29 protein-coding genes are annotated in these 23275 nt (G+C 67.5%); 1 reads left to right on the forward strand and 28 read right to left on the reverse strand.

All coding sequences use genetic code 11. The features are described 5' to 3' along the window. Positions 1-18 precede the first annotated feature (18 nt). From rplO to RS84_RS02700, 28 genes are all read right to left on the reverse strand, one after another. Complete coding sequence (rplO, locus tag RS84_RS02565) at positions 19-636, reverse strand: 50S ribosomal protein L15 (protein ID WP_082062001.1); 618 nt, start codon at positions 634-636, stop codon at positions 19-21. Beyond that, positions 636-821 carry a 50S ribosomal protein L30 gene (rpmD, locus tag RS84_RS02570; RefSeq protein WP_045256206.1) on the reverse strand — a complete coding sequence of 62 codons (186 nt, stop codon included), beginning with the start codon at positions 819-821 and terminating at the stop codon, positions 636-638. Before rpmD ends, rplO begins: the two co-directional genes overlap by 1 nt. Next, on the reverse strand, positions 821-1495 hold the full coding sequence (gene rpsE, locus RS84_RS02575; RefSeq protein WP_268748601.1) for a 30S ribosomal protein S5: 675 nt from the start codon (positions 1493-1495) through the stop codon (positions 821-823). Before rpsE ends, rpmD begins: the two co-directional genes overlap by 1 nt. A gap of 20 nt (positions 1496-1515) precedes the next feature. Beyond that, positions 1516-1875, reverse strand: a complete 360-nt coding sequence (rplR, locus tag RS84_RS02580; RefSeq protein WP_045256208.1) for a 50S ribosomal protein L18 — start codon at positions 1873-1875, stop codon at positions 1516-1518. 2 nt (positions 1876-1877) lie between these two features. Next, on the reverse strand, positions 1878-2414 hold the full coding sequence (gene rplF, locus RS84_RS02585) for a 50S ribosomal protein L6 (protein ID WP_045256209.1): 537 nt from the start codon (positions 2412-2414) through the stop codon (positions 1878-1880). Between the two features lie 6 nt (positions 2415-2420). Next, complete coding sequence (gene rpsH, locus RS84_RS02590; protein ID WP_045256210.1) at positions 2421-2819, reverse strand: 30S ribosomal protein S8; 399 nt, start codon at positions 2817-2819, stop codon at positions 2421-2423. A gap of 141 nt (positions 2820-2960) precedes the next feature. Continuing rightward, positions 2961-3551: a 50S ribosomal protein L5 gene (gene rplE, locus RS84_RS02595; RefSeq protein WP_045256211.1), complete on the reverse strand. Its 591-nt coding sequence runs from the start codon at positions 3549-3551 to the stop codon at positions 2961-2963. Next, complete coding sequence (gene rplX / locus RS84_RS02600; RefSeq protein ID WP_045256212.1) at positions 3551-3910, reverse strand: 50S ribosomal protein L24; 360 nt, start codon at positions 3908-3910, stop codon at positions 3551-3553. The genes rplE and rplX overlap by 1 nt, the downstream gene beginning before the upstream one ends. A gap of 2 nt (positions 3911-3912) precedes the next feature. Further along, a complete protein-coding gene (gene rplN, locus RS84_RS02605; RefSeq protein WP_025102399.1) occupies positions 3913-4281 on the reverse strand; it encodes a 50S ribosomal protein L14 in 369 nt (122 codons plus the stop codon). Beyond that, entirely contained in the window at positions 4278-4595 is a 318-nt protein-coding gene (gene rpsQ / locus RS84_RS02610) for a 30S ribosomal protein S17 (RefSeq protein ID WP_045256213.1), read from the reverse strand. Before rpsQ ends, rplN begins: the two co-directional genes overlap by 4 nt. Then, complete coding sequence (gene rpmC / locus RS84_RS19540; RefSeq protein WP_045256214.1) at positions 4595-4912, reverse strand: 50S ribosomal protein L29; 318 nt, start codon at positions 4910-4912, stop codon at positions 4595-4597. The genes rpsQ and rpmC overlap by 1 nt, the downstream gene beginning before the upstream one ends. Next, the gene (rplP, locus tag RS84_RS02620) at positions 4912-5331 is read right to left on the reverse strand and encodes a 50S ribosomal protein L16 (protein ID WP_045256215.1); all 420 of its coding nucleotides are present in this window, start codon (positions 5329-5331) and stop codon (positions 4912-4914) included. Before rplP ends, rpmC begins: the two co-directional genes overlap by 1 nt. Continuing rightward, complete coding sequence (gene rpsC / locus RS84_RS02625) at positions 5331-6086, reverse strand: 30S ribosomal protein S3 (RefSeq protein ID WP_045256216.1); 756 nt, start codon at positions 6084-6086, stop codon at positions 5331-5333. Before rpsC ends, rplP begins: the two co-directional genes overlap by 1 nt. Next, positions 6086-6484 (reverse strand): 50S ribosomal protein L22, encoded by a 399-nt coding sequence (gene rplV / locus RS84_RS02630; protein ID WP_045256217.1) that lies wholly within the window; start codon positions 6482-6484, stop codon positions 6086-6088. The genes rpsC and rplV overlap by 1 nt, the downstream gene beginning before the upstream one ends. After that, positions 6484-6765: a 30S ribosomal protein S19 gene (gene rpsS / locus RS84_RS02635; protein ID WP_045249922.1), complete on the reverse strand. Its 282-nt coding sequence runs from the start codon at positions 6763-6765 to the stop codon at positions 6484-6486. The genes rplV and rpsS overlap by 1 nt, the downstream gene beginning before the upstream one ends. Positions 6766-6777: 12 nt before the next feature. Next, on the reverse strand, positions 6778-7617 hold the full coding sequence (gene rplB, locus RS84_RS02640; protein WP_045256218.1) for a 50S ribosomal protein L2: 840 nt from the start codon (positions 7615-7617) through the stop codon (positions 6778-6780). 20 nt (positions 7618-7637) lie between these two features. Next, positions 7638-7961, reverse strand: coding sequence for a 50S ribosomal protein L23 (gene rplW, locus RS84_RS02645; RefSeq protein ID WP_045256219.1), 324 nt, complete (start codon positions 7959-7961; stop codon positions 7638-7640). After that, positions 7958-8620, reverse strand: a complete 663-nt coding sequence (gene rplD / locus RS84_RS02650) for a 50S ribosomal protein L4 (protein ID WP_045256220.1) — start codon at positions 8618-8620, stop codon at positions 7958-7960. Before rplD ends, rplW begins: the two co-directional genes overlap by 4 nt. Positions 8621-8622: 2 nt before the next feature. Next, positions 8623-9282, reverse strand: coding sequence for a 50S ribosomal protein L3 (rplC, locus tag RS84_RS02655; RefSeq protein WP_045256221.1), 660 nt, complete (start codon positions 9280-9282; stop codon positions 8623-8625). A gap of 8 nt (positions 9283-9290) precedes the next feature. Next, positions 9291-9599: a 30S ribosomal protein S10 gene (gene rpsJ, locus RS84_RS02660; RefSeq protein ID WP_017201594.1), complete on the reverse strand. Its 309-nt coding sequence runs from the start codon at positions 9597-9599 to the stop codon at positions 9291-9293. 861 nt (positions 9600-10460) lie between these two features. Next, positions 10461-10673, reverse strand: a complete 213-nt coding sequence (locus tag RS84_RS02665; protein WP_045256222.1) for a hypothetical protein — start codon at positions 10671-10673, stop codon at positions 10461-10463. Between the two features lie 154 nt (positions 10674-10827). Beyond that, on the reverse strand, positions 10828-12021 hold the full coding sequence (gene tuf / locus RS84_RS02670) for an elongation factor Tu (protein ID WP_045256223.1): 1194 nt from the start codon (positions 12019-12021) through the stop codon (positions 10828-10830). A 147-nt stretch (positions 12022-12168) separates the two neighbouring features. Continuing rightward, complete coding sequence (gene fusA, locus RS84_RS02675; RefSeq protein ID WP_045256224.1) at positions 12169-14283, reverse strand: elongation factor G; 2115 nt, start codon at positions 14281-14283, stop codon at positions 12169-12171. Between the two features lie 84 nt (positions 14284-14367). After that, positions 14368-14841, reverse strand: a complete 474-nt coding sequence (gene rpsG, locus RS84_RS02680) for a 30S ribosomal protein S7 (protein ID WP_045256225.1) — start codon at positions 14839-14841, stop codon at positions 14368-14370. Positions 14842-14846: 5 nt separating this feature from the next. After that, positions 14847-15215: a 30S ribosomal protein S12 gene (rpsL, locus tag RS84_RS02685; protein WP_013584051.1), complete on the reverse strand. Its 369-nt coding sequence runs from the start codon at positions 15213-15215 to the stop codon at positions 14847-14849. Positions 15216-15414: 199 nt separating this feature from the next. Beyond that, complete coding sequence (locus tag RS84_RS02690) at positions 15415-19131, reverse strand: SCO7613 C-terminal domain-containing membrane protein (RefSeq protein ID WP_045256226.1); 3717 nt, start codon at positions 19129-19131, stop codon at positions 15415-15417. After that, positions 19131-19349 (reverse strand): helix-turn-helix domain-containing protein, encoded by a 219-nt coding sequence (locus RS84_RS02695; protein ID WP_045256227.1) that lies wholly within the window; start codon positions 19347-19349, stop codon positions 19131-19133. The genes RS84_RS02690 and RS84_RS02695 overlap by 1 nt, the downstream gene beginning before the upstream one ends. Further along, positions 19349-19825, reverse strand: coding sequence for a DUF2975 domain-containing protein (locus tag RS84_RS02700; protein WP_045256228.1), 477 nt, complete (start codon positions 19823-19825; stop codon positions 19349-19351). Before RS84_RS02700 ends, RS84_RS02695 begins: the two co-directional genes overlap by 1 nt. 234 nt (positions 19826-20059) lie before the next feature. Here RS84_RS02700 and RS84_RS02705 point away from each other — a divergent pair, with 234 nt between their 5' ends. Next, entirely contained in the window at positions 20060-23248 is a 3189-nt protein-coding gene (locus tag RS84_RS02705) for an ATP-binding protein (RefSeq protein ID WP_052676182.1), read from the forward strand. The last annotated feature ends 27 nt before the right edge of the window (positions 23249-23275 follow it).

Below are 23275 nucleotides of genomic sequence, written 5' to 3' on the forward strand. Positions count from 1 at the left end.
ACCCCTCTTTCGCAGTGGTTACTTGACGGTTCCGCCCGCTGCCACGATCTTCTGCTCGGCAGAACCCGAGACCTTGTCGACCGAGACGGTGAGCTTCACGGCGATGTCGCCGTTGCCCAGAACCTTGACCTTCTCGTTCTTGCGAACGGCACCCTTGGCGACCAGGTCGCTGACGGTGACATCGCCACCTGCGGGGTACAGCTCCGCGAGCTTCTCCAGGTTCACGACCTGGTACTCGACGCGGAACGGGTTCTTGAACCCGCGCAGCTTCGGGGTGCGCATGTGCAGAGGCATCTGCCCACCCTCGAAGCCGACGCGAACGGTGTTGCGAGCCTTGGTGCCCTTGGTTCCGCGGCCGGCGGTCTTGCCCTTGGAGCCCTCACCGCGACCGACACGGGTCTTCGCGGTGTTGGATCCGGGGACCGGACGCAGGTGGTGCACCTTCAGGACGCCGGGACGGGATGCCGGAGCATCCTTCTTCGGAGCGGCCTTCTTGGCTGCGGTGTCGGCCTTGGCAGAGGCAGCAGCCTTCGCCGGAGCCTTCTTCGCAGCAGGCTTCTTCTCGGCGGCAGCCTTGGGGGCTGCGGCCTTCTTCGGGGCCTTCTCGGCCTCGACGGCTTCGTTCTTCTCAGCCATTAGTCGATCTCCTCAACCTTGACGAGGTGTGCGACCGCACGGACATAGCCGCGAGTCTGGGCGTCGTCAGGGCGGACGGTGGTGTCACCGATGCGCTTCAGACCGAGCGAACGCAGCGTGTCGCGCTGGTTCTGCTTCTCGCTCACCTTGGACTTGATCTGCGTGACCTTGAGCCGGGCGGCCATCAGGCACCTACCTTCTGTGCAGCGAGAGCCTCAGCCTCGGCACGGACGAGACGCGCAGGTGCGACCTGGTCGAACTCGAGGCCACGACGCGCGGCAACCGCACGGGGCTCCTCGAGCTGCTTCAGAGCCGTCACCGTCGCGTGCACGATGTTGATCGTGTTCGACGAGCCGAGCGACTTCGACAGCACGTCGTGGATGCCGGCGCACTCGAGCACGGCGCGCACGGGACCACCCGCGATGACACCGGTACCGGCAGCGGCCGGACGGAGCAGGACCACACCAGCGGCCGCCTCACCCTGCACGGGGTGCGGGATGGTGCTGCCGACGCGCGGAACGCGGAAGAAGTTGCGCTTGGCCTCTTCGACACCCTTCGCGATCGCGAGAGGAACCTCACGGGCCTTGCCGTAGCCGACGCCGACCAGACCGTTGCCGTCGCCGACGACCACGAGAGCGGTGAAGCTGAACCGGCGTCCACCCTTCACGACCTTCGACACGCGGTTGATGGTGACGACGCGCTCGAGGAACTGGTTGTCACCGCGGTCGCGCGAGTTGCGGTCACGACCGCCCTGGTTGCGGTCACGGCCACCGCGGCGGCCATCACGCTGATCGCGAGTCGGCTCGGCCTGCGTGGTGCCGGCGGCCGTCTCGGAAGTGGCAGCAGCCGCTTCGGTCACTTCGTTCTCCTTGTTGTCACTCACAGTGCCAGGCCCCCTTCACGAGCGCCGTCGGCGATGGCGGCGACGCGACCGGCGTAGCGGTTGCCACCACGGTCGAACACTGCCTCGGAAACGCCTGCAGCCTTCGCGCGCTCGGCGACGAGCTCGCCGACCTTGCGGGCCTTGGCGGTCTTGTCACCCTCGAACGCGCGCAGGTCGGTCTCGAGCGTCGAAGCCGACGCGACGGTGTGACCCTTGCTGTCGTCGACCAGCTGCACGAAGACGTGGCGGGCCGAGCGGTTGACGACGAGACGCGGACGCGACTCGGTGCCCACGACCTTCTTGCGAAGGCGGGCGTGACGACGCGCGCGGGCGTCAGACTTTGACTTGAGAGCCATGGTTACTTACCACTCTTTCCGGCCTTGCGACGCACGACCTCGCCGGCGTAGCGCACACCCTTGCCCTTGTACGGCTCGGGCTTGCGGATCTTGCGGATGTTCGCAGCTGCCTCGCCGACAGCCTGCTTGGAGATACCGCTCACGGTGAGCTTGTTGGTGCCCTCGACCGTGAAGGTGATGCCGGCGGGCGGGTCGACCAGAACCGGGTGCGAGAAGCCGAGGGCGAACTCGACCGAGCTGCCCTTCTGAGCCACGCGGTAACCGGTGCCGACGACCTCGAGACCCTTGGTGTAGCCCTGGGTCACGCCGATGATGTTGTTGTTGATGAGCGTGCGGGTCAGGCCGTGAAGCGACCGCGACGCGCGCTCGTCGTCGGGACGGGTGACGAGAACCTGGTTCTCCTCGACCGCGACCTCGATGGGGCTGGCCACCGTCAGGGTGAGCTCACCCTTGGGGCCCTTCACCGCGACCTCACGGCCGTCGACCGAAACGGTCACGCCCGCGGGAACGTCGATGGGAAGTCGTCCAATACGCGACATTTCGAATTACCACACGTAGGCGAGAACTTCTCCGCCCACGCCCTTCTGCTCAGCCTGACGGTCGGTGAGAAGACCGGAGGAGGTGGACAGGATGGCCACGCCGAGGCCGCCGAGGACCTTGGGGAGCTCCGTCGACTTCGCGTAGACGCGGAGGCCGGGCTTCGACACGCGCTTGATGCCCGCGATCGAACGCTCACGGTTGGGGCCGTACTTCAGCTGCAGGGTCAGGTTCTGGCCCACGCGAGCGTCGGAGGTCTCCCAGCCGGCGATGTAGCCCTCCTGCTGGAGGATCTCGGCGATGTGCGTCTTCAGCTTGCTCGACGGCAGCGTCACGGAGTCGTGGTGCGCCGAGTTCGCGTTGCGCAGACGGGTCAGCATGTCTGCGACCGGGTCTGTCATTGTCATTGTTGGTTTCCTTTGTTCATACGGTTCCGGCTGCCGTTACACGACAGACGGCCTGCGATGACACGCAATCTTCAATTGTACGGCATGACGGGAGCCGGATGCTGCGCGTGAACGCAGCATCCGGCTCTCACATGTCGAGGCTTACGCCTGCGCGTCGTCCGAGCGGAACGGGAAGCCGAGTGCGCGCAGCAGGGCGCGACCCTCGTCATCCGTCTTCGCGGAGGTCACGACGGTGATGTCGAAACCGCGAACCCGGTCGATCTTGTCCTGATCGATCTCGTGGAACACACTCTGCTCCTGGAGACCGAAGGTGTAGTTGCCGTTGCCGTCGAACTGCTTGTCCGACAGACCGCGGAAGTCGCGGATGCGGGGCAGAGCGAGCGAGACCAGGCGGTCCACGAACTCCCAGGCGCGGTCACCGCGGAGGGTGACGTGAGCGCCGATGGGCTGACCCTCGCGCAGCTTGAACTGTGCGATGGACTTGCGCGCCTTGGTGACGATCGGCTTCTGACCGGTGATCTTGGTGAGGTCGTCGACCGCACCATCGATCACCTTGCTGTCGCGAGCTGCCTCGCCGACACCCGTGTTCACGACGACCTTGACCAGGCCAGGGATCTGCATGACGTTCGCGTAGCCGAACTGCTCCTGCAGAGCCTTCTTGATCTCAGCGTTGTACTTCGCCTTCAGGCGGGGCTGCACCTTGACAGCCTCCGCAGCGTCAGTCGTTGCCATCAGAGGTCCTTACCGCTCTTCTTCGCGTAACGCACGCGGACGGTGCGCTTGACGCCGTCCTTGGTCTGCTCCTCGACCCGGTGGCCGACCTTGGTCGGCTTCTTGGTCGAGGGGTCGACGACTGCGACGTTCGAGATGTGGATGGGAGCCTCGATCGTCTCGAGGCCACCCGTCTTGGTGCCGCGCTGCGTCTGGCCGACGCGCGAGTGCTTGGTGACGTAGTTCACACCCTCGACGATGACGCGGTTCTGCTCGACAAGGATCTCAAGGACCTTGCCCTGCTTGCCGCGGTCGCCGCCCTTGGCCTGGGTGCGGCCGGTGATGACCTGAACCAGGTCGCCCTTCTTGATCTTCGCCATGATCAGATGACCTCCGGTGCCAGGGAGACGATCTTCATGAACTTCTTGTCACGAAGCTCACGGCCGACCGGACCGAAGATGCGGGTGCCGCGGGGCTCCCCGTCGTTCTTCAGGATCACGGCGGCGTTCTCGTCGAACTTGATGTACGAGCCGTCGGGACGGCGCGTCTCCTTCTTGGTGCGGACGATGACCGCCTTGACGACGTCGCCCTTCTTGACGTTGCCGCCCGGGATCGCGTCCTTGACGGTCGCGACGATGGTGTCGCCCAGACCCGCGTAGCGGCGGCGCGAGCCACCGAGAACACGGATGGTGAGCAGTTCCTTCGCGCCGGTGTTGTCGGCGACCTTGAGGCGGGACTCCTGCTGAATCACTTGGCCTTCTCCAGAATCTCCACCAGACGCCAGCGCTTGGTGGCGCTCAGCGGGCGGGTCTCGTTGATGAGGACCAGGTCGCCGATGCCGGCGGAGTTGGTCTCATCGTGCGCCTTGACCTTCGAGGTGCGGCGGATGACCTTGCCGTAAAGCGGGTGCTTCACGCGGTCCTCGACCTCGACCACGATGGTCTTGTCCATCTTGTCGCTGACGACGTAGCCACGACGCGACTTGCGGTAGCCACGAGCCTCCGCATCGCGCACGTCGTGCGCGGCGTGCTCAGCCTCGACAGCGGCTTCCTTCTTGGTGGCCATCACTCAGCCTCTTCCTTCGTGGCGTCGTCAGCGGCATCCGCCTTCTTCGCCTTCGACTTGGTCGCCTTCTTGGCCGGAGCCTCGACGGGAGCAGGCGTCGCACGGATGCCCAGCTCACGTTCGCGGATCACGGTGTACAGGCGCGCGATGTCGCGCTTGACGGCGCGGATGCGGCCGTGGCTCTCCAGCTGGCCGGTGGCCGACTGGAAACGGAGGTTGAACAGCTCCTCCTTGGCCTTGCGCAGCTCCTCAACGAGGCGCTGGTCTTCGAACGTGTCGAGCTCCGCCGGGGCGAGCTCCTTGGTGCCGATCGCCATTACGCGTCGCCCTCCTCGCGCTTGATGATGCGTGCCTTGAGCGGCAGCTTGTGAATTGCTCGGGTCAGTGCTTCACGAGCGAGCTGCTCGTTGACACCCGCGACCTCGAAGAGGACGCGGCCCGGCTTGACGTTGGCGACCCACCACTCGGGGGATCCCTTACCGGAACCCATTCGGGTCTCAGCCGGCTTCTTGGTGAGCGGACGGTCGGGGTAGATGTTGATCCACACCTTTCCACCACGCTTGATGTGACGGGTCATCGCGATACGAGCGGACTCGATCTGACGGTTGGTCACGTACGCCGAGGTGAGCGCCTGGATGCCGTACTCGCCGAACGACACCTGGGTGCCGCCGGTGGCCTGGCCATCACGCTTCGGGTGATGCTGCTTGCGGTACTTGACCTTGCGGGGAATAAGCATCAGGCAGACGCTCCTTCTGCGACGGGGGCCTCGTTGCGCGGCGCGCGGCGGCGGTCGCCACCACGGTCGTCACGACGGGCCTTCGGTGCGTTGGCCTGCTCGCGAGCAAGCTCCTTGGCGGTGAGGTCGCCCTTGTAGATCCAGACCTTCACGCCGATGCGGCCGAAGGTGGTCTTCGCCTCGTAGAAGCCGTAGTCGATGTTCGCGCGCAGCGTGTGCAGCGGCACACGACCCTCGCGGTAGAACTCCGAACGGCTCATCTCGGCGCCGCCGAGGCGGCCGGAGACCTGGATGCGGATGCCCTTGGCGCCAGCGCGCTGCGCGCCCTGGAGACCCTTGCGCATCGCGCGACGGAACGCCACGCGAGCAGAGAGCTGCTCGGCGATGCCCTGGGCGACGAGCTGAGCATCGGCCTCGGGGTTCTTGACCTCGAGGATGTTCAGCTGGATCTGCTTGCCCGTGAGCTTCTCGAGGTCGCCGCGGATGCGCTCGGCCTCGGCGCCGCGGCGACCGATCACGATGCCCGGACGGGCGGTGTGGATGTCGACGCGGACGCGGTCACGGGTGCGCTCGATCTCGATGTTCGAGACGCCGGCGCGGTCGAGCTGCGTCTGCAGCAGACGACGGATCTTGATGTCCTCGGCCACGTAGTCGGCGTAGCGCTGACCCTTCTTCGTCGAGTCCGAGAACCAACGAGAGACGTGATCAGTGGTGATGCCGAGGCGGAAGCCGTACGGGTTTACCTTCTGTCCCATTACTTGCTCGCCTTCTTGTTGCTGTCGCCAGCGGCAGCCGGAGCGGCCTCGGGCGTCGAGAGCACGACCGTGATGTGGCTCGTGCGCTTCTTGATCTGGAAAGCGCGACCCTGTGCACGGGGCTGGAAGCGCTTGAGCGTGGTGCCCTCGTCGACGTACGCGTTCTTCACGTACAGGTCCTGCTCGTCGAGGAACTCGCCGTCACGATCCGCCTTGACCTGCGCGTTGGCCATGGCCGACGCGACAAGCTTGTAGATCGGCTCGCTGGCGCTCTGCTGTGCGAACTTCAGGATCGCCAGAGCCTCCTGGGCCTGCTTGCCCTTGATGAGCGCGACGACACGACGAGCCTTCTGCGGGGTCACGCGGATGTGCTTCACGCGTGCGATCGATTCGACCATTAGCGGCGCCGCCCCTTCTTGTCGTCCTTCTCGTGGCCGCGGAAGGTGCGGGTGGGCGCGAACTCGCCCAGCTTGTGACCGACCATGGTCTCGGACACGAACACGGGGATGTGCTTGCGTCCGTCGTGGACCGCGATCGTGTGACCCAGCATGGCCGGGATGATCATGGACCGGCGAGACCAGGTCTTGATGACGTTCTTCGTGCCGGCTTCGTTCTGGCCGATCACCTTGCGAAGCAGGTGCTCGTCGACGAAGGGGCCCTTCTTAAGACTGCGAGGCATCTTCTCTTACTCCTACTTGCGCTTCTTGCCGGCGTTACGACGACGCACGATGTACTTGTCGCTTTCCTTGTTGGCGTGGCGGGTGCGACCCTCAGCCTGGCCCCAAGGAGTGACGGGGTGACGTCCACCGGAGGTCTTGCCCTCACCACCACCGTGGGGGTGGTCGACCGGGTTCATCGCGACACCACGCACGGTCGGGCGGACGCCCTTCCAGCGCATGCGGCCGGCCTTGCCCCAGTTGATGTTCGACTGCTCGGCGTTGCCGACCTCGCCGATGGTCGCGCGGCAGCGCGCATCGACGTTGCGGATCTCGCCCGAGGGCAGACGCAGCTGGGCGTAGGGGCCGTCCTTGGCGACGAGACGGACGGATGCACCGGCCGAACGCGCCATCTTCGCGCCGCCACCGGGGCGGAGCTCGATCGCGTGGATGACGGTACCCGTCGGGATGTTCTTCAGCGGCAGGTTGTTACCCGGCTTGATGTCAGCCGCGGGACCCGACTCGATGATGTCGCCCTGCTTCAGCTTCGCCGGCGCGAGGATGTAGCGCTTCTCGCCGTCGAAGTAGTGCAGCAGCGCGATGCGCGCGGTGCGGTTGGGGTCGTACTCGATGTGAGCGACCTTGGCGTTGACGCCGTCCTTGTCATTGCGACGGAAGTCGATGACACGGTACTGGCGCTTGTGGCCACCACCGATGTGACGGGTCGTGATGCGGCCCTGGTTGTTGCGACCACCGGTCTTGGAGAGCGGGCGCAGCAGCGACTTCTCGGGCGTCGATCGAGTGATCTCGGCGAAGTCAGCCACCGACGAGCCGCGACGGCCCGGGGTCGTGGGCTTGTACTTGCGAATAGCCATGATTTGTCCTTATCCCCCGGTCAGCCGACTGCCGTGAAGATGTCGATGGTGCCCGACTTCAGGGTCACGATCGCGCGCTTGGTGTCCTTGCGCTTGCCCGTGCCGAAGCGGGTGCGACGAGCCTTGCCGACGCGGTTGATCGTGTTGACGCCGGCGACCTTGACGCCGAAGATCTTCTCGATGGCGAGCTTGATCTCGGTCTTCGAAGCGCGCGGGTCGACGAGGAAGGTGTACTTGCCCTCGTCGATGAGCCCGTAGCTCTTCTCGGACACGACCGGCTTCAGGATGATGTCGCGCGGGTCCTTGTTCAGGGCCGTCTGGAGAACAGCTGCCTGCTCGCTCATGCGGAGACCTCCTGGTTGGCGCCGGTCTTGGAGGCGATGAAGCCTTCGAGAGCGGCCTGGGTGAAGACGATGTCGTCGGAGACGAGCACGTCGTAGGCGTTGAGCTGGTCGAACGTCAGCACGTGCAGGTTCGACAGGTTGCGGATGCTCTTCAGCGTCACGTCGTCGCCCCGCTCGATCACGACGAGGACGTTCTTCGACGAGACGACGTTGGTGAGGAAGTTCACCGCGGTCTTGGTCGAAGGCGTTCCGTCGATGCCGAAGGACTCGATGGCGTGGATGCGCTCACCGCGGAAGCGGTCGCTGAGCGCGCCCAGGAGGGCGGCGGCGATCATCTTCTTGGGGGTGCGCTGCGAGTAGTCGCGCGGCTTCGGGCCGTGCACGATGCCACCGCCGGTCATGTGCGGCGCGCGGATGGAGCCCTGACGGGCGTTACCCGTGCCCTTCTGCTTGAAGGGCTTGCGGCCTGCACCGGAGACCTCACCGCGACGCTTGGTCGAGTGGGTGCCCTGGCGCGCGGCGGCGAGCTGCGCGACGACGACCTGGTGGATCAGCGGGATGTTCGTCTTGACGTCGAACAGTTCGGCGGGAAGCTCGATCGAGCCAGCCTTCTTGCCGTCTGCCTTGAGGACGTCGAGCGCGAGAGTCGAGTCAGCCATGATCAGGCACCCTTCACTGCGTTGCGGACGTAGACGATGCGGCCACGAGCACCGGGGACAGCGCCCTTGACGAGCAGCAGGCCCTTCTCGATGTCGACGGCGTGCACCGTGAGGTTGAGAACGGTCACGCGCTCGCCACCCATACGGCCGGCCATGCGCATGCCCTTGAAGACGCGGCTCGGGGTCGACGATGCGCCGATCGAACCGGGCTTGCGGTGGTTGCGGTGCGAACCGTGCGAAGCCGAGACGCCCTTGAAGTTGTGACGCTTCATGACACCGGCGGTGCCCTTGCCCTTGCTGGTGCCGACGACGTCGACCAGCTGGCCGGCCTCGAACGTGGCGTCGACGGTGAGCTCCTGGCCCAGCGAGTAGTCAGCGGCATCCGCGGTGCGGATCTCGGTGACGTGACGACGCGGCGTGACGCCTGCGGCCTCGAAGTGGGCGGTGAGGGGCTTGTTCACCTTGCGGGGGTCGATCTGACCGTACGCGATCTGGACGGCGTTGTAGCCGTCCTTCTCGGGGGTGCGGATCTGGGTGACCACGTTCGGCGCGAGCTCGATCACGGTGACCGGGACGATCTTGCCGTCCTCGGTCCAGACCTGGGTCATGCCGAGCTTGGTGCCGAGCATGCCCTTGGAAATCTTTGCGTTGATGTCAACCATGGCGGACCTCAGAGCTTGATCTCGATGTTGACGTCAGCGGGCAGGTCGAGACGCATCAGCGAGTCGACAGCCTTGGGCGTCGGGTCGACGATGTCGATCAGACGCTTGTGGGTGCGCATCTCGAAGTGCTCGCGGCTGTCCTTGTACTTGTGGGGCGACCGGATGACGCACACGACGTTCTTCTCGGTCGGAAGGGGCACGGGGCCGACGACAGTCGCACCCGCACGGGTCACGGTGTCGACGATCTTGCGTGCGGACGTGTCGATGACCTCGTGGTCATACGACTTCAGGCGAATGCGGATCTTCTGTCCCGCCATTGTCTGCTCTCTCTCTTTAGGCGTCTTACCGTCCGGGGCCGGGTGACCCTGGGGCATTGGACGCACGACGGCGCTGGTTCGCGCCAGGCACTTCGCTTCTCGGACTCGAGGGCCTGAGCCCTGAGCCCTTCGAAGGGCTGCACCACTGTTCTTCTGTCATCCCGCACGTCTTGCAACGGACGGATGCCGACCTCCGCCACGCATGACGGAGCCTCTGCGAAGAGGTGTCGGGGATGTCCTGCCACCCGCGGCCTAGGTCCCTGCGCTGCATCCCTTGCGAGACGACGCCGCCTATGCACTTTCGTGATGGTGATCCGGCACGCGGAGCGCGCCGAAATGTCGAACCTGTCTATTCTGCCATGCCCGATTTCACTTGTGCAAACCCGGGCGTGTCGCGCCTCGGATCATGCCCCGTCGATCGCGTCGCACACAGTCTCAGGAGAGCGGGGCGAGGCATCCCCATGCCTCGCCCCGCTTGGGGAGGGCGTCCAGCGCGAGGGGGCGCACCGGACGCGAGGAAGGCAGCGCGAAGGGACGCCGCTCTCCTCGTTCGAGGGCGCGGCGAGAGACCCGCCGCGCAGGCAGGGAGGAGCCGAGGTGCGCAGAGCGCACGCGTCGCACGATGATCCCCAAGATCGTTCCCCAGTGTCGAACGCGGAAAAGACCCGCGCATCGTCGGAATGCCGAACCCCTTCGGCATTCCCGGCCGCAAGATCCCCAGACGGCCGCTGGCTATTCTACGGGATGACCACGGTGGAACGCGATACCGGCCGGCGGAATACCGGGTCCCGCACTGGGCGGGCGCACGAAGAAGCGGCGGCCCTCCCTGGGGAGGACCGCCGCTCGAATACGTGCGAAGGACTACTCGTTGCCGACGGCCTTGTCTGCACCCTCACGGATCTCGTCGATCTTGTCGGCCGCACCGGGGGCGATCTTCTTGGCGAAGTCGGCGACACCGTCGAGCACCTTGTCGCTGATGTCCTCAGCCTGCTCGCTCTTGACCGCCTCTTCGATCTTGTCCTTGTTCTGCTCGAAGAGATCCTTGCCCTTGTTGACAGCGTCCTCGATACCCATGTGTGATTCCCCCTTCTGAGGTGTGTGCTGCCGGCCGACGGGCCGACAGCACTCATTCTGCATGGCCGTCGCGATATACGGAAGAGACGCGCAACCGGGAAACACAAAGGGGCCGAGCCCGGAGGCTCGACCCCTTTGCGAAGGAAGCGGATGCTTACTTGATGATCTTCGTGACCGTACCGGCGCCGACGGTGCGTCCACCCTCACGGATGGCGAAGCCGAGGCCCTCCTCCATGGCGATCGGCTGGATCAGCTCGACCGTCATGTCGGTGGTGTCGCCGGGCATGACCATCTCGGTGCCCTCGGGCAGCGAGATGACGCCGGTGACGTCGGTGGTGCGGAAGTAGAACTGCGGGCGGTAGTTCGTGTAGAACGGGTTGTGACGGCCACCCTCGTCCTTGGACAGGATGTACGCGGTGCCCTCGAAGTTCGTGTGAGGGGTGACCGAGCCCGGCTTCACGATGACCTGGCCGCGCTCGACGTCCTCGCGCTTGGTGCCGCGGAGGAGCAGACCACAGTTCTCGCCGGCCCATGCCTCGTCGAGCTGCTTGTGGAACATCTCGATACCGGTGACCGTGGTCTTGACGGTCGGACGGAGTCCGACGATCTCGACCTCGGAGTTGATCGCCAGCGTGCCACGCTCGGCGCGGCCGGTGACGACGGTGCCACGACCGGTGATCGTGAAGACGTCCTCGACGGGCATGAGGAACGGCTTGTCACGGTCGCGCTCCGGGTCCGGAACGCTGTCGTCGACGGCCTGCATGAGCTCGAGGATCTTCTCGGTCCACTTCTCGTCGCCCTCGAGCGCCTTGAGCGCCGAGACCTGCACGACGGGAGCGTTGTCGCCGTCGAAGCCCTGGCTGGAGAGCAGCTCGCGGACCTCGAGCTCGACGAGCTCCAGGATCTCCTCGTCGTCGACCATGTCGCTCTTGTTCAGCGCGACGAGCAGGTAGGGAACGCCGACCTGCTTGGCGAGCAGCACGTGCTCACGCGTCTGAGCCATCGGGCCGTCGGTGGCGGCGACCACGAGGATCGCGCCGTCCATCTGAGCAGCACCGGTGATCATGTTCTTGACGTAGTCGGCGTGGCCGGGAGCGTCAACGTGCGCGTAGTGGCGCTTCGGGGTCTCGTACTCGATGTGCGAGATGTTGATGGTGATACCACGCTGGCGCTCTTCCGGCGCCGAGTCGATGGAAGCGAAGTCGCGCTGCACGTTGGTCGCGGACGGGAACTTGTCAGCAAGCACCTTCGAGATCGCTGCGGAGAGCGTGGTCTTGCCGTGGTCAACGTGACCGATGGTTCCGATGTTGACGTGCGGCTTGGTCCGCTCGAACTTGGCCTTAGCCACTTGGTCCTCCTCAGGACGTCGTGTAGAGGTGACCGGGCACTGGATTGCGACCGGTTCTCTACGGGTTAGGTTCTCAGTTTAGTAGAGAGGGAATGTGAAGTTGTAGGGGACCTGGGAGCCGAGCCTGAGCCCGGCTCCCAGAAAGGGTTACTCGCCCTTGGCCTTCTGGACGATCTCATCGGCCACGGCACGGGGAACCTCAGCGTAGCTGTGGAACTCCATGGAGTAGACAGCGCGACCCGAGGTCTTCGAGCGCAGGTCGCCGATGTAGCCGAACATCTCGGACAGCGGAACCTGGGCGCGGACGACCTTGACGCCTGCGGCGTCCTCCATCGACTGGATCTGGCCACGACGCGAGTTCAGGTCGCCGATGACGTCGCCCATGTACTCCTCGGGAGTACGGACCTCGACGGCCATCAGCGGCTCGAGCAGCACGGGGTTTGCGCGACGCGCAGCCTCCTTGAAGCCCATGGAGCCTGCGATCTTGAACGCCATCTCCGAGGAGTCGACGTCGTGCGCGGCACCGTCGACGATGGTCGCCTTGACGCCCACCATCGGGTAGCCGGCGAGCACGCCGACGTTCATCGCGTCCTGGAAGCCGGCGTCGATCGAGCCGATGTACTCGCGCGGGATGCGACCACCGGTCACGGCGTTCACGAACTCGTAGGTCTTGTCGTTGTCGAGCTCGAGCGGCTCGATGTTGAACTGGATCTTCGCGAACTGACCCGAACCACCGGTCTGCTTCTTGTGCGTGTAGTCGTGCTTCTCGACGGCCTTGCGGATCGTCTCGCGGTACGCGACCTGAGGCTTGCCGACGTTCGCCTCGACGCGGAACTCGCGCTTCATGCGGTCGACGAGGATGTCGAGGTGCAGCTCGCCCATGCCCTTGATGGTCGTCTGACCGGTCTCGGGGTTGAGCTCCGTGCGGAAGGTCGGGTCCTCTTCGGCGAGCTTCTGGATCGCGAGACCCAGCTTCTCCTGGTCGGCCTTGGTCTTCGGCTCGATCGCGACCTCGATGACCGGCTCGGGGAACGTCATCGACTCGAGGACGACCGGCGCGCTGATGTCGGCGAGGGTGTCACCGGTGGTGGTGTCCTTCAGGCCGATCACGGCGTAGATGTTGCCGGCGGTCAGCTTGTCGACCGGGTTCTCCTTGTTGGCGTGCATCTGGAAGATCTTTCCGATGCGCTCCTTCTTGCCCTTGGTCGAGTTGATGACCTGAGCACCCGACTCGAGCTCGCCCGAGTACACGCGCACGTAGGTCAGACGACCGAAGAAGGGGTGCACGGCGACCTTGAAGGCCAGCGCCGAGAACGGGTCCTTCGCGTCGGGGTGACGCTCGATGACCTTCTCCTCGTCCTTCGGGTCGTGCGCCTCGATGGCGCCGACGTCGAGGGGGTTGGGCAGGTAGTCGACGACCGCGTCGAGCATCGGCTGCACGCCGCGGTTCTTGAACGCCGAGCCGCAGAGCACGGGGTAGATCTCGCTGGCGACGACCAGCTTGCGGATGGCGCCCTTGATCTCGGCGACCGTGAGCTCCTCACCGCCGAAGAACTTCTCGAGCAGCGCGTCGTCGGTCTCGGCGACGGTCTCGAGCAGGGTCTGACGGTACTCGTCTGCCTTGTCCTTGAGCTCGGCAGGGATCTCCTGGATCTCGTACGACGCGCCCATGGTCACGTCACCCTTGGCATCGCCGGGCCACACCAGCGCGCGCATCTCGACGAGGTCGATGACGCCGATGAAGTCGTTCTCCGCGCCGATGGGCAGCTGGATCACGAGCGGCTTCGCGCCGAGGCGGTTGACGATGGTGTCGACGGTGAAGTAGAAGTCAGCGCCGAGCTTGTCCATCTTGTTGACGAAGCAGATGCGCGGGACGTTGTACTTGTCGGCCTGACGCCACACGGTCTCGGACTGGGGCTCGACGCCCTCCTTGCCGTCGAACACGGCGACAGCGCCGTCGAGGACGCGGAGCGAGCGCTCCACCTCGACCGTGAAGTCCACGTGACCGGGGGTGTCGATGATGTTGATCTGGTTCTTGTTCCAGAAGCAGGTCACGGCGGCAGACGTGATCGTGATGCCGCGCTCCTTCTCCTGCTCCATCCAGTCGGTGGTCGACGCGCCGTCGTGCGTCTCGCCGAGCTTGTGGTTGACGCCCGTGTAGAACAGGATGCGCTCGGTGGTGGTGGTCTTGCCAGCATCGATGTGAGCCATGATGCCGATGTTCCGAACCTTGCTCAGGTCGGTGAGCACGTCTTGTGCCACAGGAGTGTCCTTATCTTTTTGGCAGTCGTACTGCGAAGAGTGGGGTGCCCGCCCCCGGCGAGTGGCCGGGGGCGGGCGAAGCTGTTACCAGCGGTAGTGAGCGAACGCGCGGTTCGACTCGGCCATCTTGTGCGTGTCCTCGCGGCGCTTGACCGCGGCGCCGAGGCCGTTCGACGCGTCGAGGATCTCGTTCTGCAGACGCTCGGTCATCGTCTTCTCACGACGGCCCTTGGCGTAGCTGACGAGCCAGCGCAGCGCGAGGGTGTTCGCGCGGTGCGGCTTGACCTCGACCGGCACCTGGTAGGTCGAACCGCCGACGCGGCGGCTCTTGACCTCGAGGGTGGGACGGACGTTGTCGAGCGCCTTCTTCAGCGTGGCGACGGCATCCTGTCCGCCGTTCTTCGCCTCGACGCCCTTGAGGGCGTTGTAGACGATCGACTCGGCGAGCGACTTCTTGCCGTCGACGAGGATCTTGTTGACCAGCTGGCTGACGATCGGAGCGCCGTATACCGGGTCGTTGACGACGGGACGCTTAGGTGCGGGACCCTTACGAGGCATCTAACTCAACCCTTCTTCGCGCCGTAGCGGCTGCGAGCCTGCTTACGGTTCTTGACGGCCTGGGTGTCCAGGGCGCCACGGACGATCTTGTAACGCACACCGGGGAGGTCCTTGACACGACCGCCGCGGACGAGCACCAGCGAGTGCTCCTGCAGGTTGTGGCCCTCGCCGGGGATGTAGGCGGTGACCTCGGTCCCGTTGCGGAGCTTCACACGAGCGACCTTGCGCATCGCCGAGTTCGGCTTCTTCGGGGTGGTGGTGTAGACGCGGGTGCAGACCCCGGCCTGCTGCGGGTTCGACTTCAGGGCGGGAGCCTTGGTCTTGGAGACCTTCGGCGAGCGACCCTTGCGAACCAACTGCTGAATGGTTGGCACGTTCTCTCCTCATAGTGCTGCACGGTGACAGCGTGATGGATTTCACATCATGACCCACCGGCACGCCGGAACCGACGTGCTTTTGTGGTGGTGGGTATGCCGTGGGGGCGGACCGGCAAGGTGCCGACGCCCAGCGAGCACGTCGAGACGTGCACACACCTGCTCAAGTGTAATGGCGCGTAACGTGGCGGTCAAATGGTCAGCGCAGATCGCGGATCCGCGCTGCGACCGAGCCGCCCTCCCCCGTCCGCCGTTCCGCGGTGACCGCGATGATCAGCAGCACGGCCCCCATCACGGCGAGTGTGATCCACCACGGCATCGACTCGATGCCCCGCCCGATCTGCACCGAGAACACGAACACGTTCTCGATCGGCAGCACGATGAGCCCGATGAGGAAGGGAGCGGCGAGACGCCCCCTCGATCCCACCAGGATGGCGGCGAGGGCCAGCACCATCACCAGGATCGCCCGCCAGGTGAGGGGGTCGGTGAAGGTCGAGACGATCGACGCGCTCATCATCGTGATGATCCCGGGGGCCAACAGCGCCCAGGAGCCGCTCCAGCGACCAGGCCAGCTGTTGAGCGTGGGGCGCGTCGACGGACTCGGCGCCCCGGGAGCGGACAGGCTCGGCGACCCGGCAGAGTCTGCGGAGAGGGTCACGGCTCCCGCCATCAGCAGGAACGCTCCGAGCGGGAGCGAGAACCACTCCACGCGCAGGTCGCGCGGGCTCCATGCCACCACGGCCGTCACGAACGCGATCGCGAACAGGAACCACACCGGCGGCAGGGCGATCTCCCGGCGGCGCAGGACGGATGCCGTCGCCACGACCGCCAGCAGGTAGCCGAGCATCAGAGCCCACATCGCCCAGATAGAGAACCAGTCGCGCTCGATCGCGAACCAGGTGCCCGCGGCGAGCGCGAGCGCCGCCGGAGCACCGAGCCAGCGGCTCGCACGCAGCGCCGGCTGCTCCTCGGCCGCTGCGCGGATGCCGCGGCCCGCGAGCATGAGCGCGAGGGAAGCCACGGCGCTCACTCCGAGGCAGCTGAGGAAGAGCTCCGCGCCGTGCAGCGACGGGAAGTCCCACCCGAGACCGATCCTGATCCCCTGGATCGCGCCGACGCTGGCCGCGAGCCCCGCAGCGATCAGGGTGGGGATGCGCAGCATCCGCAGTCGGCGCGCCCGTCCGGCAGCCCCCGCCCGGCCGAAGAAGCGGGCGAGGGCGAGGAGGCCCCAGCTCGCTGCGAGGAGACCGGCGACCCGCCAGAGAACCGAGGTCTGCCCCTCCGGGTCGGGTTCGACGACGGCAACGATGGCGAGCAGCGGTCCGATGGCGACGATGAGTCCGGCAGCGTACAGCCCGACGGCGCGCGCGCCTCTGAGGGTCAGCACGACGGCGACGATGGCTGCGCCGAGGGTCGGCGGCAGCAGATACGCCTCGAGCAGGTCGACCCCGATCAGGCCCCACACGCACCACAGCGCGCCTGTGAACGCCGCCGCCGACACCGCCCAGGCGTAGCGGCGACCCGCGAAGAGAGCGGTGGCGGCGGCACCCAGGGCGAGGATCAGCAGCACGATGAAGGCTGTTCCGAGCCCTGCCGCCTCACGCCACAGAGCGAGCCCGACCGCGATCGCTCCGGTCAGCAGCGACGACGCCTCGATCGCGATGCGCGCGGCTTCCGCGGTGCCGACCGCATGCCCTCGTGCGAGCAGCGCACCATGGATCAGCGGCGTCGCGGGCATCGCGAGAGCCACGACCGTCGCGATGATCGGCAGGGTCACCGGGGATCCGCTCGAGGGCAGCAGCTGTGCGCCCAGGCAGACGATCACGACGGCGAGAGCGGGAACCAGCATCCCCGCGGCGACCGTGCGCACCGCGACCGTGAGGCCTGGACGGCGGGTGAGCAGCAGTGACGCCGCCAGCACGAACATCAGCCCGGTGGACAGGGCCGTCCAGCCGCTGCGCTCCACGACGACCTGAAGGACGCCGATGCCGAACGGCACTGCGGAGACCACCAGCACCGCCTGCCACGACCGCGCGCCGATGCGCGGCAGATACGTCGCCGCGATCGCAACGGCGAGGCCGGCGGATGCCGTCAGGCAGAGTTGCGCGATGCCGCCCACTCCCCCCTCGCCGAGCGCCGTGGAGACGAGCGTCAGCGCGTACGCGAATCCGGCACCCGCATAGAGGAACCGCCTCCCCGCCGGAAGCGCTCCGGCCAGGGCGGCGAGCGCGATGAGCGTGCCGATGCCGGCGAGCGGCACGATCGACGGATCGCGCCAGGCGATCACGGCCGAGGCGATGAGCGCCACGTGCGCGGCGATGGACAGCACGGCCCTGACGCCCGGTGCTGTGACCGTGAGGTAGCGGAAGACCGCACCGATGATCACGACGGCGACCGCGAGCACGACGACCGAGGCGGCCAGCGGCAGCACCTTCGCGCACCCGAGAACCAGCACGGCCACGGCTCCGACGATCAGCGCGAAGCGGGCGGGCACTGTTGCGAGCAGGCGGAGGCTGTCGTGGCGTCGTGCCAGGGCGCTGAACGCGCCGAGCCCCGCGCTGACCGCGGTGAGGCCGAGGATCAGGCTCCACTCCCAGACGGCACCCCTCACCTCGATACCGGGGCTGCGCTCGATCACCTCGGTGATCGTGCGCACGCCGGTGAGCCCGGCGAAGCCGAGAAGGGCGAGCGTGGGCAGGGCCAGCACGACGAACGAGCCGCCGACGACGAACCCGCGCGGCACCGTGCGCGGCAGGGGCACGAGGGCGCCGATGATCACGAGAGCTGCCGCGGCGGCCGCGGGAACGATCGCGAGAAGCCAGGATGAGACGGTTGCCGACTCCGTCGTGAATGCGCACACGCCGAGCACGATCGCAGCCGATGCCGCACCGCCCGCCCCGAGCGCCCAGAGCGGGCCGAGCATCCGCCTCGAGGCGATCGTCGCGTGCAGGGCCATCAGGAGCAGGAGGCCGGCGACCGTGAGCAGGAAGGGCGTAGGGTCGCCGCCCACCCGCGCCACGAGCACGAGCGCGACCAGCGCGGTGATCAGCTGCAGCGCCGTGAGGGTGATCTGCTCGACCCGCGGCGGGCGCAGACATTCGATGAGACCCGCCGCAGCGAATGCGACACCGATCGCGCCGAGGGCCGCGGCCAGCGGCGTGCCGATTCCCGCGCCGGCCATCGCGGGCACGAGAGACAGCGCGACCAGCGAGGTCCACTGCCAGATCCGGATGCCGCGGGCGAAGCTCGCGATCAGCATCACCGCGCCGGCGACGGCCGTGGCACCGGCCGACGTGAGCCACGGGTCGATCCCGGGAGCGGCGAGCTGGGCGACCGCGTGCACGTCGAGGCCGCCGAACACGAGCCCGAGCCCGCCCACCGCCTCGGCCGAGAAGCGCAGGCCGCGGCGCGACAGCAGCCAGGCTCCGGCGAGGAACAGCAGCGTGATGAGTCCGACGATGACGCCGCGCAGCGCCTTGTCCGCCAGGTCGGGGTTGAAGTACGTGAAGACGACGGCCGCGACCGCGAAGAGGCCGGCGCCGGCCGTGGCCAGCACGGACTGCAGCGTTGCGCTGCTCTGCGGGTCGGTCGCGCGGGCGGCCGACGGACGAGACTCGTGCGCAGGAGCCTGCGGTGGGGTGGGTGCCGGTTCAGGTTGCGGGCGCGGAGCCGCTCCGACCGGCGCGATCGGGAGCACGGGAATACGCTGCAGCAGCTCATCGCGGGCACGCATGGCCTTCGCCGCGACGACGGAGGCGTTCCACAGCTCGACAGCGACGGGGCCGCGGAGATCCGCCCCGCAGCGACCGCAGCGTCCCGCGGACAGCGTCCACTGGCACACCGGGCAGCTGGCGTCGTCGAGCAGATGTCTGGCGACCGATTCTCCCCAGGTCGACACCGGTGTCGTCGTCGTCATCAGGACTCCTGTCCGTCGGGGATCCAGCGCAGGATGTCGCCCGGCTGGCAGTCGAGCACGCGGCAGATCGCGTCGAGTGTGGTGAAGCGCACGGCCTTCGCACGGCCGTTCTTCAGGACCGCGACATTCGCCGGAGTGATGCCGATCGCGTCCGCGAACTCCTGAACGCTCATCTTCTTGCGGGCCAGCTGCACGTCGAGATCGATCACGATGGGCATCAGACGACCTCGGAGAGATCCTGCTCGAGCTCGAGCGCCTTGCGCAGGAGTCCTCGCAGCACGACGACCAGCAGCGCGAGTGCGGCGCTCACCACCACGCCGAGGACCGCGAGCAGCGTGAGAGAGAGCGACACGGCCCGGCTCGCGACGATCACGATGTACGCGGCCAGGATCAGCACGCCCGCCGAGATGAGGGCGGCGAGGATCACGTCGACGTAGCGGAAGGCCTCCACGCGGAAGATGCGGCCGGCCTGCACGAGCGAGAGCAGGAACCAGATGCAGACGAGAGTGACCTCGACGAGGCCGAGGAACACGACAGCTCCGATGATGCCCGGGATCTCGAGCTGAGCGACATCGGGGTTGCGGATCGCGGTGATCCGAGCGACTTCGGGGATCACGAGGACCTGACTTGCGACGAGGAGCCCGAGGAGGACGACGATGAGCACCTGGAGGATGACGGTGACACGAGGCTGCATGGCGACCCTATCGATCAGCAATGGATATCTATCGAAAAACGATAGTCAGGAGCGACGCCTCCGTCATCCGACGCGGCACTTCTCACAGCGGATGCGCAGGTCGCACCCGGCGGGCGGCACCGCCTCAGCGACCGATCGGAACGTCCGCGGCCAGCATCCGCCCCCAAAGACGCAGAAAGTCGAGCTCTCCGCCAGAATCTTCGGCCGCCGCCCGCGTTCTATGCTGTCCAGGTGATGCAGCGCACTCCCCGGGTCGCCGTGCTCGGCCCGGTCACGGTCGCCGCAGCCGACGGCAACCCTCTCGCGGTTCCCGGCGGGACCTCGCGTGCTCTGCTCGCCTCGCTCGCGCTCGGCGGCGACTCATCGCGCAGCGTCGACGCGATCGCCGCCGATGTGTGGGGCGACGATCTGCCGGCCAACCCGCGCGGAGCCGTGCAGACCCTCGTCTCGCGGCTGCGCTCGCTCGCCGGCGCAGACATCGTGCGCAGCGACGCGATCGGCTATGCCCTCGGCGCCACCGCGACGAGCGACCTCGCGATCGCAAGGGAGGCGGATGCCGCAGCCGCGCGCCTTGCCGAGGGCGACCCCGCACGGCTGGCCCTGCTGGACCACGCCCTGTCGCTCTGGCGCGGAGAGGCCGGTGCCGATCTCGCCCGCTCCCCCGTCGCGCTCGACCTCTCCTCGGTGGCGAACGCTCTGCACGACAGCCTGTGCGCGGCGCACTCGCGGTCGCTGCTCGCAGCGGGCCGAGCCGCAGAAGCGGTTCCGGCTCTTGCGGATCTCGCCGAGTCGAAGCCGTACGACGACGAGGTGCACACGCAGCTGATGACGGCGCTGGTCGAGACCGGACGCCCCCAGGAGGCGCTCGCCGTCTTCGCCCGGCTGCGCGCCCGCCTGCGAGACGATCTGGGCGCATCCCCCGGAGACGGGCCGAGCACCCTGAACGCGCGAATCCTCCGCGGTGAGCAGACGGCGGGCCCCGCGCGCGTGCGCATCGGCCTGCGCGCCGCCCCGAACCGCCTCATCGGCCGCGACGACGACGTCGACCGCATCACAGCGCTGCTCGGGTCGTCGCGACTCGTGACGATCCTCGGGGCCGGCGGCCTCGGCAAGACGCGGCTCGCGCACGCGGTGGCCTCGGCATCCGACGCGCCGGTCGTCGCGGTCGTCGCACTCGCCAGCATCCGCGCCGATGCCGACCTGGAGCCCGCGATCGGCGCGGCGCTCGGCATCAGCGAGAGCTCGGCGAGCACCAGGCTGTCGGATGCCCGCGCACAGCCCGATCTGCGCACTCGCATCGTCGCCCTGCTCGGCGAGCGCCCCACACTGCTCGTGCTCGACAACCTCGAGCAGATCATCGACGCCGCCGCGGCCTGGGCCGCAGACATGCTGGCAGCCGTGCCGGCCCTGCGCATCGTCACGACCAGCCGGACGCCCGTCGCGATCGCTGCGGAGACCGTCTATCCCCTGACCGCGCTCAGCGCCGATGACGGCGACGGCCCTGCAGCGCGTCTGTTCCTCGAGCGCGCTCGCGCCGTACGACCCGACGCCAGACTCGATGCCGCCACCGTCACGCGGCTCTGCGATCGCCTCGACGGCCTGCCGCTGGCGATCGAACTCGCCGCGGCGCGCATGCGCACCATGACGGCGGAGCAGATCGAATCGCGCCTCGAGAACCGGTTCGCGCTGCTGAGGAGCGGCGACCGCACCGCCCCCGAACGCCACCGCACCCTGCAGGCCGTGATCGAGTGGAGCTGGGATCTGCTCCGCGACGACGGCCGGGCCGCGCTCATGCGCCTCTCGGTGCTGCCTGCCGGCTTCTCGGCGGCGACGGCATCTGCCGTGCTCGGGGAGCCGTCCGTCGACGACCTGCTCGACGACCTCGTCGCCCAGTCCCTGCTCGTCGTGTCGGAGGGCAGGGACGGTCTGCGCTTCCGCATGCTCGAGACGGTGCGCGAGTTCGGCCTCGCCCGTCTCGGAGCCGCCGAAGGGAACGCCTGGGACTCGGTCCTCGCCTGGGCGCGCGGGTTCGCGGATGCTCCGGGCGGCGCTCTTCTCGGGACGCATGCGCCTGTGCGCCCCGAGGTCGTGCGCGAGCTCAACTCCGAGAACGACAACCTCATCGCCGCGCTGCGACATGCACTCGACCATGGGCGCGCGGAGGACGCCGTGCGCATCTTCTGGGCGCTGACGTCCGGATGGATCGTGCGCGGCGCCTTCACGGAGTTCTTCGGGTTCGCGGGCCCTGTCCTCGCGGCCCTCGACACTCTCGACGACGACGCGCTGCCGGCAGACGTGCTCGTGGGAGTGCTCATGCCCTGCGGGCTGATGTCCCTGATCGGCGAAGACCCCAGGGGCCTGCGCGCATTCAGCCGCTTGCGCAGGCTTGCGCGCACGGGGGCGATCTCACCGAGCCCCGATCTCGCAGCCCTGGCCGCGGTCGCCGTGCACATGGCGCGACCGGAGCGAATGATGGCGGCCATGCTCGCGCTGAGCCATGCGCCGGAGCGCCGGGCCCGTCTGATCGGAGAGTTCCTCCGTTCCCAGACCGCCGAGAATCTGGGCGATGCGGCGACTGCAGCGGCATCCGCGCAGCGCGCATGGGAACTGGCCGCGGAGGTCGACGATCCGTGGATCGGGATGCTCTCGGCCAGCGCGGCGGCGCAGGTGGCCGGGCAGCTGGGCCGCCACGCCGACGCATTGGTCTGGCTGGACAGGGCTGCCCGCCGCGCGGAGGGCTTCGACGCCGCCGAGGAGCGCGCCCAGCAGGACTGGACGCGCGGCATCGCGCTTCTCGGTCTCGGGCGCCTCGACGAGGCGGAGCGGATCTTCGACGAGGTGTCCGGCACCTCGGAGCTCACGCAGCAGGGTGTCGAGTACGCGGCGCTGGGCTGGTTCGGGCTCGCCGAGGTCGCCAGGTCCCGCCACGACGCAGACCGGGCGATCGAGGCGTACCGGCGATCGCTCGCCGGCTTCCCGTCGGGAGATCAGCGCTCGACCCCGTGGTACCTCGTGCTGATCGCGACCCTGATCGCCTCATCGGTCGCGGATGATCTGCTGCCCTCCGAAGACCTCGCGCACTGGGCCAGGCGGCTGCGCACCCGCACTCTGGCGCTGTACCGCATGAATCCGACGTACGTCGACCGGCCCGTGATCGGCACCGCCATGTCAGGGTGGGCGGCGTGGGCGCTCACAGTTCCGGCCGAGCGTGAGCGGGGACTCCGCAGCCTCGCGGTGGCGGAGGCGCTCGGCGCCAGGCAGGACATGCCCAGCCTGTCGCTCGCTTCGCTGTTCGCGCAGGCGGAGGAGGCGGTCGGAGCGGATGCCGTCGCCGAAGCGCGAGCGGCGGCATCCGCCCTGCCCTCCGAGCATCTGGTGGAGGAGGCGCTGCGCGTGCTGACGCAGCGCCTTCCCCGCCGCTGACATCCCCTGCTTCACGCCGACACCCCC

The organism is Microbacterium hydrocarbonoxydans (genome assembly GCF_000956475.1).
GTDB lineage: Bacteria > Actinomycetota > Actinomycetes > Actinomycetales > Microbacteriaceae > Microbacterium > Microbacterium hydrocarbonoxydans_A.

Excerpts from the sequence above, each read along its gene's own strand:
- rplO (WP_082062001.1), bottom strand. The coding sequence starts at position 636 with ATGGCTGAGAAGAACGAAGCCGTCGAGGCCGAGAAGGCCCCGAAGAAG.
- rpmD (WP_045256206.1), bottom strand. The coding sequence starts at position 821 with ATGGCCGCCCGGCTCAAGGTCACGCAGATCAAGTCCAAGGTGAGCGAG.
- rplR (WP_045256208.1), bottom strand. The coding sequence starts at position 1,875 with ATGGCTCTCAAGTCAAAGTCTGACGCCCGCGCGCGTCGTCACGCCCGC.
- rplF (WP_045256209.1), bottom strand. The coding sequence starts at position 2,414 with ATGTCGCGTATTGGACGACTTCCCATCGACGTTCCCGCGGGCGTGACC.
- rpsH (WP_045256210.1), bottom strand. The coding sequence starts at position 2,819 with ATGACAATGACAGACCCGGTCGCAGACATGCTGACCCGTCTGCGCAAC.
- rplE (WP_045256211.1), bottom strand. The coding sequence starts at position 3,551 with ATGGCAACGACTGACGCTGCGGAGGCTGTCAAGGTGCAGCCCCGCCTG.
- rplX (WP_045256212.1), bottom strand. The coding sequence starts at position 3,910 with ATGGCGAAGATCAAGAAGGGCGACCTGGTTCAGGTCATCACCGGCCGC.
- rpsQ (WP_045256213.1), bottom strand. The coding sequence starts at position 4,595 with ATGGCCACCAAGAAGGAAGCCGCTGTCGAGGCTGAGCACGCCGCGCAC.
- rpmC (WP_045256214.1), bottom strand. The coding sequence starts at position 4,912 with ATGGCGATCGGCACCAAGGAGCTCGCCCCGGCGGAGCTCGACACGTTC.
- rplP (WP_045256215.1), bottom strand. The coding sequence starts at position 5,331 with ATGCTTATTCCCCGCAAGGTCAAGTACCGCAAGCAGCATCACCCGAAG.
- rpsC (WP_045256216.1), bottom strand. The coding sequence starts at position 6,086 with ATGGGACAGAAGGTAAACCCGTACGGCTTCCGCCTCGGCATCACCACT.
- rplV (WP_045256217.1), bottom strand. The coding sequence starts at position 6,484 with ATGGTCGAATCGATCGCACGCGTGAAGCACATCCGCGTGACCCCGCAG.
- rpsS (WP_045249922.1), bottom strand. The coding sequence starts at position 6,765 with ATGCCTCGCAGTCTTAAGAAGGGCCCCTTCGTCGACGAGCACCTGCTT.
- rplB (WP_045256218.1), bottom strand. The coding sequence starts at position 7,617 with ATGGCTATTCGCAAGTACAAGCCCACGACCCCGGGCCGTCGCGGCTCG.
- rplW (WP_045256219.1), bottom strand. The coding sequence starts at position 7,961 with ATGAGCGAGCAGGCAGCTGTTCTCCAGACGGCCCTGAACAAGGACCCG.
- rplD (WP_045256220.1), bottom strand. The coding sequence starts at position 8,620 with ATGGCTGACTCGACTCTCGCGCTCGACGTCCTCAAGGCAGACGGCAAG.
- rplC (WP_045256221.1), bottom strand. The coding sequence starts at position 9,282 with ATGGTTGACATCAACGCAAAGATTTCCAAGGGCATGCTCGGCACCAAG.
- rpsJ (WP_017201594.1), bottom strand. The coding sequence starts at position 9,599 with ATGGCGGGACAGAAGATCCGCATTCGCCTGAAGTCGTATGACCACGAG.
- RS84_RS02665 (WP_045256222.1), bottom strand. The coding sequence starts at position 10,673 with ATGGGTATCGAGGACGCTGTCAACAAGGGCAAGGATCTCTTCGAGCAG.
- rpsG (WP_045256225.1), bottom strand. The coding sequence starts at position 14,841 with ATGCCTCGTAAGGGTCCCGCACCTAAGCGTCCCGTCGTCAACGACCCG.
- RS84_RS02690 (WP_045256226.1), bottom strand. The coding sequence starts at position 19,131 with ATGACGACGACGACACCGGTGTCGACCTGGGGAGAATCGGTCGCCAGA.
- RS84_RS02695 (WP_045256227.1), bottom strand. The coding sequence starts at position 19,349 with ATGCCCATCGTGATCGATCTCGACGTGCAGCTGGCCCGCAAGAAGATG.
- RS84_RS02700 (WP_045256228.1), bottom strand. The coding sequence starts at position 19,825 with ATGCAGCCTCGTGTCACCGTCATCCTCCAGGTGCTCATCGTCGTCCTC.
- RS84_RS02705 (WP_052676182.1), top strand. The coding sequence starts at position 20,060 with ATGCAGCGCACTCCCCGGGTCGCCGTGCTCGGCCCGGTCACGGTCGCC.